The following is a 14,666-nucleotide window of genomic DNA, read 5'->3' as shown; positions in this document are numbered from 1 at the left end:
ACGGCCGGGGCCGAGCCCTCACTAGACTGCGCGGCATGCGCGTCTACCTCGGCTCCGACCACGCCGGCTACGAACTCAAGAACCACCTCGTCGACTGGCTGAAGTCCGCGGGCCACGAGCCCGTCGACTGCGGCCCGCACCTCCACGACGCCCAGGACGACTACCCGCCCTTCTGCCTCCGCGCCGCCGAGCGCACCGCCGCCGACAGCGAGGCCCTGGGCATCGTCATCGGCGGCTCCGGCAACGGCGAGCAGATGGCGGCCAACAAGGTCCGGGGCGTCCGCTGCGCCCTGGCATGGAGCGAGGAGACCGCCGCGCTGGCCCGCGAGCACAACAACGCCAACATGGTCAGCGTCGGCGCCCGCATGCACAGCACCGAGGACGCCGTGACGTTCGTCGAGACCTTCCTCGGCACCCCGTTCTCCGGCGACGAACGGCACGTCCGCCGCATCGACATGCTGTCCACCTACGAGGTCACCGGCACCCTCCCGCCGATCCCCGCCCACCACCCGCAGCAGGACGACTGACCGTCCGCCGGGGAAGACCATGCCCGAGGGACACACCCTGCACCGCCTGGCCGGTGAACTCCACGACCGCTTCGGCGGCCACGCCGTGCACGCCGCCAGCCCCCAGGGCCGGTTCGCGGACGGCGCCGCCCTGCTGGACGGCCGTACGCTCACCGGCGCCGAGGCGCACGGCAAGCACCTGTTCGTCGCGTTCGACGGGGACGACGCCCGGGTGCACGTGCACCTCGGCCTCTACGGCACGTTCCGCTTCGGCACCGGGCCCGCGCCGGCGCCCGTGGGGCAGGTCCGCCTGCGGCTGGCCACTCCCGCCGGGTACGCCGACCTGCGCGGCCCCACCCGCTGCGCCCTCGTCACCGCCGACGAGGCGCGGTCCGTCGCCGCACGCCTCGGCCCCGACCCGCTCCGCGAGGACGCCGACCCCGAACGCGCGCGGTCCCGCATCGCGCGCAGCCGCAGCAGCGTCGCCGCCCTGCTGATGGACCAGAAGGTCGTCGCCGGCGTCGGCAACGTCTACCGCGCCGAGGTCCTCTTCCGGAACGGCATCGACCCCTACCGGGCGGGCCGCGACCTGACCCGGCCGGAGTGGGACGCCGTCTGGGCGGACCTGGTCGCCCTGATGCGCGAGGGCGTACGGCTGGGCCGCATCGACACCGTGCGGCCGCAGCACACCCCGGAGGCCATGGGACGACCGCCGCGCGTCGACGACCACGGCGGCGAGGTGTACGTCTACCGGCGCGCCTCGCAGCCCTGCCACGTGTGCGGCGAGGAGATCCGCACCGCCGAACTCGCCGCCCGCAACCTCTTCTGGTGCCCCCGCTGCCAGCAGCGCTGAACCGCGCCGGTGCGGCCGAAGCCCTCCGAGGCCACCGGCGGCCGCTTCAGAAGCCGTGCGGGTTCCAGGGAGCCACCGCGCTGTGGAAGGCCGTCGCCGCCTCCGCCAGTGCGCCCTGCCGCAGCTCCCGCACCCGCCCGGCGCCCGCCAGCGCCGCGAGCGAGACGCCGCCGAGGTAGGCCGCGCCCAACTCCCGCACGGAGAGGGCCAGATCCGCCGGGTCACCGGTACGGGTGCAGGTGGCCCCCTTCGGGCCGCCGGACAGCCGCCAACGTCCCGCGTTCCACGGACAGAAGGCGTCCTCCAGCTCCAGCACCACGTCCGCGCCGGTCGTGTACGTGCGCGCCTCCAGGGCCGCCGCGACGTCGATCACCCGCACGTACAGGGCGTCCCGCCGGGAGATCCCGCACCGCCGCGGGTCGGTGACCAGGTGCAGCCACGGATCGTCCACCGGACGCCCCTCGACGCACAGCGTCGAGGTCAGGTCGAGGTCGAAGAGATAGCGCACCAGCGCGCCGTGCGCGGCCGGATCCAGCGCCTCCATGTCGCGCAGCAGCACCTCGCCGTCCGGATTGTCCGCGGCGTCGTAGTGCGGGCGCACCGCGTAGCGCGCGTAGCCGCGCAACTCCCCGTCCCGCTCGGCCAGCACGCACTGCATCGGCGTCGCGCCGTCCCGCTTGTCCTCCGGGTCGTGGACCACGGTCCGCTCCCAGCCCGGGCGGCGCTCCAGCATGCCCGGCCGCAGCGGCACCCGGCGCGCGTACAGCTCCTCGCACGCCGCCAGCACCGCCGGGTCGCGCGGATCCACCAGACGCAGCCGCAGGGCGTCCGCGCCGGCCGGCAGGGCGAGCCGCGTCCGCGCGGTGTCCACCCGCGCGCCGAGTTCGTCGGAGGCGGCGCCGTACCCGAAGCGGCCGTAGATCAAGGGCTCCGAGGCGCGCAGCACCGCGAGCGGTTCCCGCCGCTCGCGCACCTCCTCGAGCTGGCGGCGCATCATCGACGTCAGCACCCCGCGCCGCCGGTGCGTCGGCTTCACGGTCACCATCGTCACGCCGGCCGTCGGCACCACCGCGCCGCCCGGCACCGTCATCCGGAAGCTGAACGACCCCGTGGTGCCGCACACCTCGTCGCCGTCGTAGGCCACGATCGAGCGACCCGGCTCCATCCGCGCCGCCCACAGGGCATGGCTCTCCGGGTCGAACGTGGTCCCGAACGCGGCACGGATCACCGCCCACCACGCCTCGTGCTCGCCGGGGTCGTCCGTCAGGGTGCGCAGATCGATGGTCACCCGACATCCCTACCAGCGGCGCGGACCCGGAGGCGAGTGATTTTCGCCTCGCCGCGACCGCCCCGCGGCCGCCTCCCGGACCCGGGCACGGTATCTGCCGAAGGTCCGGTTCCGCACCGGGAATCGACGCTTCGGCGGCGAGGTCGCTAAGGTCCCAGGACATGGCACTACGGCGCGCGGGCAGCACACCCCCGGCGGCCCGGCTGCTCCAGGCGAACAAGGCGTGGCACCGGGTCCGCACCAGCATGCGCCGTTCCGCGGTGGACTACTTCCGCGGCGGCGGCTCCGACTGGGTCGCCCTCGGCGCGCTGCTGCTCACCGTGCCCGCCCTGACGTTCGCCACGGTCGTCAACCCGCTGTGGTGCGCGCCGGAGACCCTCGCCCTGCCCGTCATCGCCGGCGGACTGCTGCTGCGCCCGGCCAGCCTGCTCGCCCTGTACGCGGCGGCCGCCGTCGCGCTGATCGTGGAGGCGGCGGCGCTCGCCGAACTCGAGGACGGCGCCGGCGCCGTCACCCCGGGCACCATCCTGGTCGTCGCCGCCGTGGGTCTGTCCGGGCTGCTGGTCGCCCAGTTCCGCAGCCGGGTGGGCGTGCCCTGGCGGCGTGGCGGGACGATGCTGTTCGACCTGCGCGAGCGCATCCGCGTGCAGAGCAAGCTGCCCGCCCTGCCCGAGGGCTGGCACCGCGAGATGTCGCTGCGTCCCGCGGGCGGCCAGTCGTTCTCCGGGGACTTCGTCGTCGCCGCACGGACCGGCGCCGACGCCCGCACCCTCGAGGTGGTGCTCACGGACGTCTCCGGCAAGGGCATGGACGCCGGGTCCCGCGCCCTGCTGCTCTCCGGCGCCTTCGGGGGCCTCCTGGGGTCGCTGCCCCCGCACGAGTTCCTGCCCGCCGCCAACGGCTACCTGCTGCGCCAGGACTGGGACGAGGGCTTCGCCACCTCCGTGCACCTGGTGCTCGACCTGGACACCGGCGACTACGAGCTCTACTCGGCCGGGCACGTCCCCGCCCTCCAGCGCGACGCGGGCGCCGGCACCTGGGAGGAGAAGGCGGCCGACGGCCCCCTGCTCGGCGTCTACGACGGTGCCGCCTTCGACGCGGTGAAGGGCAGCCTGCGACGCGGCGACGTGCTGATGCTCTTCACCGACGGGCTCGTCGAGACCCCCGAACGCGAACTGGACGAGGGCGTCGACCGCCTCACCGGCGAGGCGGACCGCTACGTGGCGGGCGGCTTCGAGGGCGCCGCCTGGCATCTGATCGAAGCCGTGGCCAAGGACGTCAACGACGACCGGGCGCTGCTGCTGATCTGCCGCGACTGAGCGTCTGCCGCGACGGAGCACGGGGCGGCTCCGGGAAACGGTGTCGGGGCGCGCCCCCCCCGGGGGGGGGGCGCCCCGACACCACGTGGTGCACGTCAGCGCCCGGCCGACACCGTCTCGCGGCGCCGTTCCCGTTCCCGGCCGTCCTGTCCCCGGTCCGGCTGCTCCCCGCCGCCGTGCGCGCCGCTGCGCGCCCGTGCCTGTTCGACCGGGTCCTCGCGGAAGAACCAGGACATCTTCGGCTCCATGACGAACCGGAAGGCCCGCTGCACCGGTCCGCTGCACAGCGCGGTCATCATCACCACCGCGAGCAGCGTGACGACCACCCGGCTGGCCGGGTGGTCCACCCAGGCCATGTCGTACCAGTCGAACTCCCGCGAGAGCTTGATCGGGTAGACGTGCAGCAGGTAGGCGTAGAGCGTGCCTGCACCCAGCGCCGTGAACCACATGTGGCGGCGCGGCACCAGGGTGAGGAACGCGGCGGTCAGCACCAGGGCGCAGCCGAAGAGGGCCAGGTACATCACGGCGCCGACCCAGGAGGGCACGCCCATCTCCGCGGCGGGGCGGTCGTGCAGCAGCCACGCCTGGTTCATCCGCGGCACCGCCCAGTAGGAGAACACGGCGGTCGCCAGCAGCAGCGGCACGGACAGCAGCCGCAGACGGCGGTCCTTGAGCATCTCGAAATGCCGGGGCCGCAGTTGGAGGCCCAGCACGAAGAACGGCAGGTACTGCAGCACCCGCATCAGGTTGAAGTCGCCGCTGATGCTCTCGGTCACGCTCGCGCACAGACCGACGGCGAGCGCCACCGGCACGGGCCAGCGCAGCCGGTGCCAGAAGGGAGCCGTCATGCGCCAGACGAACAGCGCGACCAGGAACCACAGCGCGAACCCCGGACGTTGCAGGCTGAACTCGCGGTCCGGGTTGTCCGCCCAGCGCATGAAGAGCGTGTAGAGGGTCTCGAACACCAGGTACGGCACGGCGATTCCGGTGATGAGCCGCCGGATCTGGTGCGGTCTGCCGGTGAACGTCCGCGAGAGGTAGCCGGAGATGACGATGAACGCCGGCATGTGGAAGGCGTAGACCGCCAGGTACAGCGCCTCGACCGTGCGGCTGTCGTCCTGCAGCGGCTGCCAGGCGTGCCCCATGCCGACCAGCAGGATCGTGAGGTACTTCGCGTTGTCGAAGAAGGGATCGCGTTGCTTCGCTCCCGGGGCTCCGCCCTCGCGCACCGACGGCGGGGCGGAAGTGGGCGGCGTCTTCGCCGTCGGCTTCTCGGGGCGGGCCGGGGGGAGCGGGGCCCGCTCATTACGAGCGTGCAACATCTGCAGCACCATAGCCGCCGGACGGGAAGAGCGAAAATCAGGGTGCGGAGCATGTCGCCCACAGCGGGTATCAGGCGCCCCGTCAACACCCCCTTTCCCGCCGCGTCTTGTCAGAACGGGCCTCTGACCTGCGGTTTGCGAGAGTGGTGAACGAAGTGCGAAGACGCTCTGTCGAATGCGTGAGCGGTGCGCGCGAGGGTGCACCGGGGGGTGTCGTGTGACCCACTCCACAGGTGTTGGCCGTGATCACGGAGCGATCACGGCGGAAATGCGAATCGCGCAACCTGTATACGGCATTGACCTGCACGAATTCACCCCGACCGGATGACTGTCGGGCATCACGGGCATACCCGCGAGGGTGAGAGTCGGCCGATCCTGCGTCAGCCTCCTGCACCGGCGGGCGTGTTGGTGGCACGATGGAGCGAAGCGGGGCTCTGGCGGCGGATCCCCGGCCGGGTGAGCCGTACGAGGCCCGACGAGGGCGAGGGGTGTGATCGGTTGTGGAGATTTCGCTGTCGGTGGTCCTGCTGCTGGCGATCGTCCTGGTCGTGATGGTCAAGGGCGGTTCCATCAAGCCGGGCCCGGCGATCGTGGCCGCCCTCTTCGGCTTCTTCCTCGCCGCGAGCGGGGCGGCGCCGCCGATAAACAACTTCCTGGAGTCCGTCGCCAGCACGATCAACAACATCAGCATCTGACGCGCGACGAAGGGCCCCCGATGCGGAACCGGGGGCCCTTCGTCGCGGAGCGGGCGACGGGAATCGAACCCGCGTAGCTGGTTTGGAAGACCAGGGCTCTACCATTGAGCTACGCCCGCGTGCGCCGCTGTGATCCCGACCGGTCACGTCCTGTGAACAGGCCCGCGTCACGGTCCGCATCGTCTTCGCTGCGGCACGGAATGCATCGTACGGCATGTACGCTACGTGTCGCACCGACGGGGTGTGGCGCAGCTTGGTAGCGCGTCCGCTTTGGGAGCGGAAGGTCGTCGGTTCGAATCCGGCCACCCCGACCACGTAGTATGGCCCCATCGCGCGTGCCTGTGTCGTGTCCGCATTCCTCATGCCGCATACGGGGCGCCCATCTCATACCCCCAGCAGTCAGCCCCAAGGAGACCGACCGTGAAGAGCGCCGTGGAGAACCTGAACCCGACCCGGGTTCGGCTCACTGTCGAGGTGCCCTTCGAGGAGCTCAAGTCCAACCTCGACGCGGCGTACAAGAAGATCAACCAGCAGGTCACGGTGCCCGGCTTCCGCAAGGGCAAGATCCCGGCCCGGGTGATCGACCAGCGCTTCGGCCGCGGTGCGGTGCTCGAGGAGGCCGTCAACGACGCCCTGCCGGGGCTCTACCAGTCCGCCGTCGAGGAGGGCGAGCTGAACCCGCTCGGCCAGCCCGAGGTCGACATCACCGAACTCAAGGACAACGAGCTGCTGGCGTTCACCGCCGAGGTCGACGTCCGCCCGAAGATCGAGATCCCGGACTACTCCGGCATCGAGGTCACCGTCGAGGCCGCCGAGGTCTCCGACGAGGACGTCGACAAGGCCGTGGAGCAGCTGCGTGAGCGCTTCGCCTCCACCTCCGTCGTCGAGCGGGCCGCCGCCGAGGGCGACGTCGTGAAGATCGACCTGGAGGCCAAGGTCGACGGCGAGGTCCTGGACGACGGCGTCGCGAACGGCGTGGACTACACCATCGGCTCCGGCGAGCTGCTCGACGGCATCGACGACGCCGTCACCGGCCTGGAGGCCGGCGCCACCGCCACCTTCACCTCCGAGCTCAAGGGCGGCTCCGCCGCGGGCAAGGAGGCCGAGGTCAAGGTCGACGTCACCAGCGTCTCCGCCCGTGAACTCCCCGAGCTGGACGACGACTTCGCCCAGCTGGCCAGCGAGTTCGACACCCTCGACGAGCTGCGCGAGGACAGCCGCAAGCGGCTCGGCCAGTCCAAGAAGTACGAGCAGGCGACCGAGGCCCAGGAGAAGGTCCTCGACGAGCTGATCGGCCTCGCCGAGATCCCCGTTCCCGAGAAGCTCCTCGAGGACGAGGTCAACACCCGCAAGCACAACCTGATCAACCACCAGCTCGCCCAGATGGGCATCGACCTGGCGGCCTACCTCAAGATGCAGGACAAGTCCGAGGAGGACTTCGACGCCGAGCTCAAGGAGCAGGCGGAGAAGGGCATCAAGACCCAGTTCCTGCTCGACGAACTGGTCAACACGGAGAAGCTCAACGTCAGCCAGGAGGAGCTCACCGAGCACCTCATGCGCCGTGCGCAGTCCTCCGGCATGAGCCCCGACCAGTTCGCCCAGGCCGTCGTCGAGGGCGGCCAGGTGCCGATGCTCGTCGGCGAGGTCGCCCGCGGCAAGGCCCTGGCCGTCGTGGTCGAGGCCGCGACCGTCAAGGACTCCAACGGCGAGGTCGTGGACCTCGACGACGAGGACGAGACCGCCGAGACGGTGGCCGCCGACGCGGAGGCCTCCGACGACACCGAGGTCGCCTCCGCCGAGGCCGAGGCCGACAAGCCCGAGGGCGACAAGCCCGAGACCGACAAGGCCTGACGCACCTCTCCGACGGGCCCCGGCCATGCACGGCGCGGGGCCCGTCGTGCTCCCCGCACGCACGGCCGTCGGCCGGGCCACCTCCCGCGCCCGGGGGCTGTGGATGGGGGTACCTCCCACGCCCGGAGGGCTGTGGGGGAGATCCCGGACAGGCTCGGGTCGAGCCCGTCCGGCCATCGAGGACCCGGTGTCCGGGGCGCGGCCCCGGCAACCGTCGAGAGGGCGGGGCGGCGCGCCGCCGCCCCGGACCCCGCACGCCGCGCGCCACGCTGACAGCGAACAGTCACCCGTGCGGGAGTGCGCCCGCCGACCAGCGCGTTAGGGTCCGTAGATACGAGGGCGAAGCTGTCCTCACGGCCCCGCCCGCAGGGCGAGGACGACGGACAGCTGCCGCCCGTAAGACGACGCAGTGACGGCCATGCCGAATCGCAGCCGTCCGGACACGAGCAGGTGGACACGTGACGCTTCCGATGCCTTCCGCCGCCGCTGAGCCCAACTTCGGTGGTGGCCTCGGCGACCAGGTCTACAACCGACTGCTCAACGAGCGGATCATCTTCCTCGGGCAGCCGGTCGACGACGACATCGCCAACAAGATCACCGCACAGCTGCTTCTCCTTGCCGCCGACCCGGACAAGGACATCTACCTCTACATCAACAGCCCCGGCGGATCGATCACGGCGGGCATGGCGATCTACGACACCATGCAGTACATCAAGAACGACGTGGTGACCATCGCCATGGGCCTCGCCGCCTCCATGGGCCAGTTCCTGCTCAGCGCGGGCACCCGCGGCAAGCGCTTCGCGCTGCCGAACGCCGAGATCCTGATCCACCAGCCGTCCGCGGGCCTCGCCGGCTCCGCGTCGGACATCAAGATCCACGCGGAGCAGCTGCTCCGCACCAAGAAGAAGATGGCCGAGCTCTCCGCGCTGCACACCGGCCAGACCGTCGAGCAGTGGACGCGCGACGCGGACCGCGACCGTTGGTTCAACGCCGAGGAGGCCAAGGAGTACGGCCTGATCGACGAGGTGTACGGCTCCGCGGCCCAGCTTCCGGGCGGCGGCGGTACGGGCGCGTGAGCGCGCACCGACCGCACGGCCCGAGCATCCGCCCTCCGCAGCCAGCCCTTCACCAGGAGTACACCGCGATGACCAGCCTTCCCCCCGTCCCCGGCGCCGGCCTGCCGGCCGGTCCGCAGGCGCGCTACACCGGGCCGTCGCCCGACGCGCGGTACGTCGTCCCGCGGTTCGTCGAACGCACCTCGCAGGGTGTGCGCGAGTACGACCCGTACGCGAAGCTCTTCGAGGAGCGGGTGATCTTCCTCGGCGTGCAGATCGACGACGCGTCGGCCAACGACGTCATGGCGCAGCTGCTGTGCCTGGAGTCGATGGACCCGGACCGTGACATCTCGATCTACATCAACAGCCCCGGCGGCTCGTTCACGGCGCTCACCGCCATCTACGACACGATGCAGTTCGTGAAGCCGGACATCCAGACGGTCTGCATGGGCCAGGCGGCCTCCGCCGCCGCCGTCCTGCTGGCCGCCGGCACCCCCGGCAAGCGGATGGCGCTGCCCAACGCCCGCATCCTGATCCACCAGCCGTACAGCGAGACCGGCCGCGGCCAGGTCTCCGACCTGGAGATCGCGGCGCGCGAGGTGCAGCGGATGCGCACCCAGCTGGAGGAGATGCTCGCCAAGCACTCCACCAAGGACATCGAGACCATCCGGGACGACATCGAGCGGGACAAGATCCTCACCGCCGAGGAGTCCCTGGAGTACGGACTGGTCGACCAGATCGTGTCGACCAGGAAGAGTTCCGTCGATCTGAGGGGCTGACCGCCCCACCAGCCCCCCTTGGACGCAGTCGTACCAAGGGGGGCACACTTCGACGGTGCGGGAGGGTACCGTCTTCAGTGCACGTACCTCGGTCCGTCCCGTGCGGGACGGATCCCAGGCGATAGGGGAAGCACCTCGTGGCACGCATCGGTGATGGCGGCGACCTGCTCAAGTGCTCGTTCTGCGGCAAGAGCCAGAAGCAGGTGAAGAAGCTCATCGCGGGGCCAGGTGTGTACATCTGCGACGAGTGCATCGATCTCTGCAACGAGATCATCGAGGAGGAGCTCGCCGAGTCCTCCGAGGTGCGCTGGGACGAACTGCCCAAGCCACGGGAGATCTACGAGTTCCTCGAGGGCTACGTCGTCGGCCAGGAGGCCGCCAAGAAGGCGCTCTCGGTCGCCGTCTACAACCACTACAAGCGGGTGCAGGCCGGCGAGAACGCCGCCCCGCAGGGCCGCGACGACGGCATCGAGCTGGCCAAGTCCAACATCCTGCTGCTCGGCCCCACCGGCTCCGGCAAGACGCTGCTCGCGCAGACCCTCGCCCGGATGCTGAACGTCCCCTTCGCCATCGCCGACGCCACCGCCCTCACCGAGGCCGGATACGTCGGTGAGGACGTCGAGAACATCCTGCTGAAGCTGATCCAGGCCGCGGACTACGACGTCAAGAAGGCCGAGACCGGCATCATCTACATCGACGAGATCGACAAGGTCGCGCGGAAGAGCGAGAACCCGTCGATCACCCGCGACGTCTCCGGCGAGGGCGTCCAGCAGGCGCTGCTGAAGATCCTGGAGGGCACCAGCGCCTCGGTGCCGCCGCAGGGCGGACGCAAGCACCCGCACCAGGAGTTCATCCAGATCGACACCACCAACGTGCTGTTCATCGTCGGCGGCGCGTTCGCCGGTCTGGAGAAGATCATCGAGTCCCGGGCGGGGGCCAAGGGCATCGGCTTCGGCGCCGACATCCGCTCCAAGCGGGAGATCGAGGAGAAGAACCAGTTCGAGGACGTGATGCCCGAGGACCTGGTGAAGTTCGGCATGATCCCGGAGTTCATCGGCCGCCTCCCGGTCATCACCAGCGTCCACAACCTCGACCGCGAGGCGCTGCTCCAGATCCTCATGGAGCCGCGCAACGCGCTGGTCAAGCAGTACCAGCGGCTGTTCGAACTCGACGGCGTCGAGCTGGACTTCGACCGCCCGGCGCTGGAGGCCATCGCCGACCAGGCCATCCTCCGCGGCACCGGCGCGCGCGGCCTGCGCGCCATCATGGAGGAGGTGCTGATGTCCGTGATGTACGAGGTGCCCTCCCGCAAGGACGTGGAACGCGTCGTCATCACCGAGGACGTCGTCCACTCCAACGTGAACCCCACCCTCGTCCCCCGCGACCGCGGCCGCGGCCACGGCGAACCGCACGAGAAGAGCGCGTAGGCGCGCGCCCCGCGTTCATACCCGCGTGGCTGCGTTCTGCGGCATCGAAGTCGCCGTGGCCACGTGGGAGTATCCGGTACGGGCGAGGCCGGTCACCGTGAGCGGCCCGTGCGCTGGGTGGCCACGATGCAGGCGAGGACGACCAGGGCCGCCACGGGGGCGAGCGGCGAGAGGCTCTCGCCCATCAGCACGACAGCCCAGGCGAGGGTGAGCAGCGGCTGGGCCAGCTGGATCTGACTCGCCCTGAGCACTCCGACGAATGCCATGCCGCGATACCAGACGACGAAGCCGGCGAACTGGGACACGGCGGCGATGTAGGCCATGCCGGCGATCGCCTTCCCGGTCGGGTGCACCGGTTCCGCGGGCAGGGCGAGGACCGTCACCAGAGCGGACACGGGAAGAGCGGCGACGACGCCCCAGGCGATGACCTGCCAGCCGGGCATCTGGGAAGCGAGCCGACCGCCCTGGGCGTATCCCGCGGCGCACACCAGCAGGGCACCGAAGAGATAGACGTCTCCGAGTGTCGGCAGGCCATGGCTCTGCTGGAGGGTGAACGCGGCCACGGTCAGGGCGCCGAGACCGGCGGCCGTCCAGAACGCACGGGAGGGACGCCGCCCGGTCAGGAGGGTCGAGACGGCGGCGGTCGCCAGCGGCAGCATGCCGATGACCACGGCCGAGTGAGCGGTGCTGGACGTCTGCAGCGCCAGCGTGGTCAGCAGCGGAAACCCGACGACGCAGCCACCGGCGACCGTAAGCAGGCCGGGCCAGTGCCGTCGTTCGGGCACCGGCACCCGGGCTCCGCACAGGCACGTCGCCGCGAGCAGGCCCGCGAGCAGGCCCCGCACGCCGGTCGCGGACCACGGCCCGAAGCCGTCCAGGGCCCACACCGTGGCGGGAAGGCTGAAGGAGAACGCCGTCACGCCGAGCGCGGCCAGGAGAGTACCGGTGCGGACCGCTATCGCCATCGTCTGAGTAGCGCTATCGTCAACTGTCATGAACGAAGGTAGCAGTGTGGGCCAGCTGGTCGCGACCCTGCGAAAGGAACTGGACCGCTACTCGGAAGGAGAGAAGCTCCCTTCGAACCGTGCCCTGGTGACCCGTCACCGGGTCAGCCCGGTGACCGTCTCGCGGGCGATCGCCGCACTGGCCGCCGAGGGACTCGTGGCCTCCCGTCCCGGCTCCGGAGTCTTCAAGGCCGCCGCCCGCCGCGACACCACCGCCTCCGGTGACGTCTCCTGGCAGGAGGTCGCGCTGTCCGCGGACCTCCCGCACACCGCGGTCGACGCGGGGAACCGCGGCACCGACGCGACCGGGGTGCTCGCCACCCTGAACGCCCCGCCGGCCGAGGTCGTCGACCTCAACGGCGGCTATCTGGACGCCGCGCTGCAGCCGGAACGGGCGCTGGCCGCCGCGCTGGCCAGGGCCGGCCGCCGACCCGGCACCTGGTCCCGCCCACCGGTGGAGGGCCTGGCCGAACTACGGGACTGGTTCGCCCGCGACATCGCGGGCCCCTACGGCTCGCTCGACGCCTCGGACGTCCTGATCACCGCCGGGGGGCAGGGCGCACTCACCACCGCGCTCCGGGCCCTGGCCCCGCCGGGAGCCGTCGTCCTGGTCGAATCGCCCACCTACCCCGGCGTGCTGGCCGTGGCCCGCGCCGCCGGGCTCCGCCCCGTTCCGGTGCCCGTCGACGCCGACGGCGTGCGCACCGACCTGCTGGGAAGGGCGTTCGCGGCCACTTGGGCGCGGGTGTTCGTCTGCCAGCCGCTGTTCCACAACCCCACCGGCACCGTCCTGCCGCCGCAGCGGCGTAAGGAAGTGCTGGACATCGCCCGGGCGGCGGGCGCCTTCGTGGTCGAGGACGACTTCGCCCGCCGCCTCGTGCATGCCGATTCCCCTTCCCTGCCACCGCCGCTGGCCGCCGACGATCCGGACGGCGTCGTCGTCCACGTGCGCTCGTTGACGAAGGCGGCGTCACCCAGCCTGCGCATCGGGGCGTTGGCTGCGCGCGGTCCGGTGTTCGAGCGGCTGCGCGCCGTCCAGGTCGTCGACAGCTTCTTCGTCCCCCGGCCGCTGCAGGAGACCGCTCTCGAACTGGTCGGCTCTCCCGCCTGGGCCAGACACCTCCGGGCGCTGGCGGAAGCGCTCCGGGAACGCCGGAACCTCCTGCTCACCGCACTGGGCCGCGAAGTGCCCACGCTGGTCCCGGACCGGCCACCCCACGGCGGATACCACCTGTGGCTGCGGCTCCGTGACGGTGCCGACGAGCACGCCGTCACCGCCACCGCGCTGCGCCTCGGCGTGGCGGTCACCGCCGGCAGCCCCTACTTCACGGCCGAAGCGCCCGCCCCACACCTGCGGTTGAGCTACGTCAGCACGCCGGGCACCGCACAACTCGAGGCGGGCGTCCGACTGCTCCGCCAGGCCCTCGTACAGAACTCCGCGCTGCCGGATTGAGGTGGCTGCGGGCGCGCAGCAATGACAGAGGGGGCGCCCGACCACCGGCCGGGCGCCCCCTCTCGCATCCACTGCCGTCAGCTGACGGGAACGCGGACCTCCTCGCGGAGGTCGGCGGTCATCCGGGCGGCCTCGTCCGAGGAGATGCTGCCCGTGCCGTTGCCCAGCGTCACCACGGCCAGTGTGCTGTTGTCGCCCCACGCGCAGATCTGGAAGTCGGTGGGCGTGCCCGGCAGCGACTGACCGGTGGACTTCACGGCCTGGCACTTCATGTAGCCGCTGAAGTTCGAGGGCGCCTGCTCCTCGGCGCTGCCGACGAGTTCCACGTTGCCGGTGTTCGTCGCGTCGTCGAAGACGCTGTCCACCGCGCCCTCGGGGTCCTCCACGTCGCCGTAGGCGCCGATCAGGGCGAGGCCCTTCATACTGGTCAGGTCGTCCGGAGTGGTGCTCGGGTCCGTCGGGTCGATCGTGTTGTAGTTGCCTGAGACCGCGGTGCCGTTGTTCACGCCGGCCTCCTGCATGTCGGAGGCGCTCAGCTCCTGGATGGTCTTCGCGTCGAGCTTCTTGTACTCGCCCAGCACGGTCTCCGGCGTCTCGATCTTGTGCGCGCCGTCGTCGGCGATGTCGCTGCCACCGCCGCCGCCCATGGAGAGGACGATGGCGACGATGATGGCGCCGACCAGGGCGAGGGAGCCGACCACGATGGCGATGGTCTTGCCGGTCTTGCTGCCGCCGCCCTCCGGGGGCATGGGCATGCCGGGCTGGCCGTAGGGCTGGCCCGGCTGCTGGCCGTAAGGCATGCCCGGCGCGGTCGGGTGGCCGCCGTAGCCCTGCTGCGGCGGGACGCCCGGCTGGCCCTGGGGGTAGCCGTACGCGGGCTGGCCGCCCGGCTGCTGCGGCGGCTGAGGGTAGCCGTAGCCGGGCTGACCGGGCTGGCCCTGCGGCGGGGGAGTGGGCGCACCATAGGGACCGGGCTGGCCCGGCTGCTGCGGCGGCTGCTGGCCGTACGGGCCCGGTGGCGGCTGGTTGTGGCTCATGGTGGCGCGTCCCCTCCGTTGGCTGTGCGTGAATGCGCACGGACATCCTGACGGACGCGGCGCCGGGCGGCTGCACC

At 71.4% G+C, this 14,666-nt stretch carries 13 protein-coding genes and 2 tRNA genes; 10 read left to right on the top strand and 5 right to left on the bottom strand.

Annotated elements, in window-relative coordinates; translation table 11 throughout:
* Positions 1 to 35 precede the first annotated feature (35 nt).
* Positions 36 to 527, top strand: coding sequence for a ribose-5-phosphate isomerase (locus RM572_RS02315; RefSeq protein ID WP_311671554.1), 492 nt, complete (start codon positions 36 to 38; stop codon positions 525 to 527).
* 19 nt (positions 528 to 546) lie between these two features.
* Entirely contained in the window at positions 547 to 1,359 is an 813-nt protein-coding gene (locus RM572_RS02310) for an Fpg/Nei family DNA glycosylase (RefSeq protein ID WP_311671553.1), read from the top strand.
* Between the two features lie 46 nt (positions 1,360 to 1,405).
* Here RM572_RS02310 and RM572_RS02305 read toward each other — a convergent pair whose 3' ends face one another.
* Positions 1,406 to 2,647: a GNAT family N-acetyltransferase gene (locus RM572_RS02305; RefSeq protein WP_311671552.1), complete on the bottom strand. Its 1,242-nt coding sequence runs from the start codon at positions 2,645 to 2,647 to the stop codon at positions 1,406 to 1,408.
* Between the two features lie 161 nt (positions 2,648 to 2,808).
* On the opposite strand from RM572_RS02305, the gene RM572_RS02300 reads away from it, so the two are divergent.
* Positions 2,809 to 3,966, top strand: coding sequence for a PP2C family protein-serine/threonine phosphatase (locus RM572_RS02300; protein ID WP_311671551.1), 1,158 nt, complete (start codon positions 2,809 to 2,811; stop codon positions 3,964 to 3,966).
* Between the two features lie 95 nt (positions 3,967 to 4,061).
* Here RM572_RS02300 and RM572_RS02295 read toward each other — a convergent pair whose 3' ends face one another.
* A complete protein-coding gene (locus RM572_RS02295; RefSeq protein WP_311671550.1) occupies positions 4,062 to 5,288 on the bottom strand; it encodes an acyltransferase family protein in 1,227 nt (408 codons plus the stop codon).
* Between the two features lie 500 nt (positions 5,289 to 5,788).
* On the opposite strand from RM572_RS02295, the gene RM572_RS02290 reads away from it, so the two are divergent.
* Positions 5,789 to 5,983 carry a hypothetical protein gene (locus RM572_RS02290; RefSeq protein ID WP_027763648.1) on the top strand — a complete coding sequence of 65 codons (195 nt, stop codon included), beginning with the start codon at positions 5,789 to 5,791 and terminating at the stop codon, positions 5,981 to 5,983.
* A 48-nt stretch (positions 5,984 to 6,031) separates the two neighbouring features.
* On the opposite strand, the gene RM572_RS02285 is transcribed toward RM572_RS02290, so the two are convergent.
* Positions 6,032 to 6,102: transfer RNA gene (locus tag RM572_RS02285), tRNA-Gly, on the bottom strand.
* A gap of 118 nt (positions 6,103 to 6,220) precedes the next feature.
* On the opposite strand from RM572_RS02285, the gene RM572_RS02280 reads away from it, so the two are divergent.
* From RM572_RS02280 to clpX, 5 genes are all read left to right on the top strand, one after another.
* Positions 6,221 to 6,297: transfer RNA gene (locus RM572_RS02280), tRNA-Pro, on the top strand.
* Between the two features lie 106 nt (positions 6,298 to 6,403).
* Entirely contained in the window at positions 6,404 to 7,834 is a 1,431-nt protein-coding gene (tig, locus tag RM572_RS02275; RefSeq protein ID WP_311671549.1) for a trigger factor, read from the top strand.
* A 470-nt stretch (positions 7,835 to 8,304) separates the two neighbouring features.
* The gene (locus RM572_RS02270) at positions 8,305 to 8,910 is read left to right on the top strand and encodes an ATP-dependent Clp protease proteolytic subunit (RefSeq protein ID WP_106965565.1); all 606 of its coding nucleotides are present in this window, start codon (positions 8,305 to 8,307) and stop codon (positions 8,908 to 8,910) included.
* Positions 8,911 to 8,978: 68 nt separating this feature from the next.
* Positions 8,979 to 9,668 (top strand): ATP-dependent Clp protease proteolytic subunit, encoded by a 690-nt coding sequence (locus tag RM572_RS02265; protein ID WP_027763645.1) that lies wholly within the window; start codon positions 8,979 to 8,981, stop codon positions 9,666 to 9,668.
* Between the two features lie 137 nt (positions 9,669 to 9,805).
* A complete protein-coding gene (clpX, locus tag RM572_RS02260) occupies positions 9,806 to 11,095 on the top strand; it encodes an ATP-dependent Clp protease ATP-binding subunit ClpX (protein ID WP_027763644.1) in 1,290 nt (429 codons plus the stop codon).
* 92 nt (positions 11,096 to 11,187) lie between these two features.
* On the opposite strand, the gene RM572_RS02255 is transcribed toward clpX, so the two are convergent.
* Positions 11,188 to 12,060: a DMT family transporter gene (locus RM572_RS02255; protein WP_311671548.1), complete on the bottom strand. Its 873-nt coding sequence runs from the start codon at positions 12,058 to 12,060 to the stop codon at positions 11,188 to 11,190.
* A 28-nt stretch (positions 12,061 to 12,088) separates the two neighbouring features.
* Here RM572_RS02255 and RM572_RS02250 point away from each other — a divergent pair, with 28 nt between their 5' ends.
* Positions 12,089 to 13,552 (top strand): aminotransferase-like domain-containing protein, encoded by a 1,464-nt coding sequence (locus RM572_RS02250; RefSeq protein WP_311671547.1) that lies wholly within the window; start codon positions 12,089 to 12,091, stop codon positions 13,550 to 13,552.
* Positions 13,553 to 13,629: 77 nt separating this feature from the next.
* Here RM572_RS02250 and RM572_RS02245 read toward each other — a convergent pair whose 3' ends face one another.
* On the bottom strand, positions 13,630 to 14,589 hold the full coding sequence (locus RM572_RS02245) for a hypothetical protein (RefSeq protein ID WP_311671546.1): 960 nt from the start codon (positions 14,587 to 14,589) through the stop codon (positions 13,630 to 13,632).
* Positions 14,590 to 14,666: the final 77 nt, after the last annotated feature.

The sequence above is a fragment of the Streptomyces hazeniae genome (assembly GCF_031845485.1).
Classification (GTDB): Bacteria; Actinomycetota; Actinomycetes; order Streptomycetales; family Streptomycetaceae; genus Streptomyces; species Streptomyces hazeniae.
Note: the sequence above shows the minus strand (reverse complement) of the source record. Positions and strands in the feature narration are given on the sequence as shown.

Excerpts from the sequence above, each read along its gene's own strand:
- RM572_RS02315 (WP_311671554.1), top strand. The coding sequence starts at position 36 with ATGCGCGTCTACCTCGGCTCCGACCACGCCGGCTACGAACTCAAGAAC.
- RM572_RS02310 (WP_311671553.1), top strand. The coding sequence starts at position 547 with ATGCCCGAGGGACACACCCTGCACCGCCTGGCCGGTGAACTCCACGAC.
- RM572_RS02300 (WP_311671551.1), top strand. The coding sequence starts at position 2,809 with ATGGCACTACGGCGCGCGGGCAGCACACCCCCGGCGGCCCGGCTGCTC.
- RM572_RS02295 (WP_311671550.1), bottom strand. The coding sequence starts at position 5,288 with ATGTTGCACGCTCGTAATGAGCGGGCCCCGCTCCCCCCGGCCCGCCCC.
- RM572_RS02270 (WP_106965565.1), top strand. The coding sequence starts at position 8,305 with ATGCCTTCCGCCGCCGCTGAGCCCAACTTCGGTGGTGGCCTCGGCGAC.
- RM572_RS02265 (WP_027763645.1), top strand. The coding sequence starts at position 8,979 with ATGACCAGCCTTCCCCCCGTCCCCGGCGCCGGCCTGCCGGCCGGTCCG.
- RM572_RS02255 (WP_311671548.1), bottom strand. The coding sequence starts at position 12,060 with ATGGCGATAGCGGTCCGCACCGGTACTCTCCTGGCCGCGCTCGGCGTG.
- RM572_RS02250 (WP_311671547.1), top strand. The coding sequence starts at position 12,089 with ATGAACGAAGGTAGCAGTGTGGGCCAGCTGGTCGCGACCCTGCGAAAG.
- RM572_RS02245 (WP_311671546.1), bottom strand. The coding sequence starts at position 14,589 with ATGAGCCACAACCAGCCGCCACCGGGCCCGTACGGCCAGCAGCCGCCG.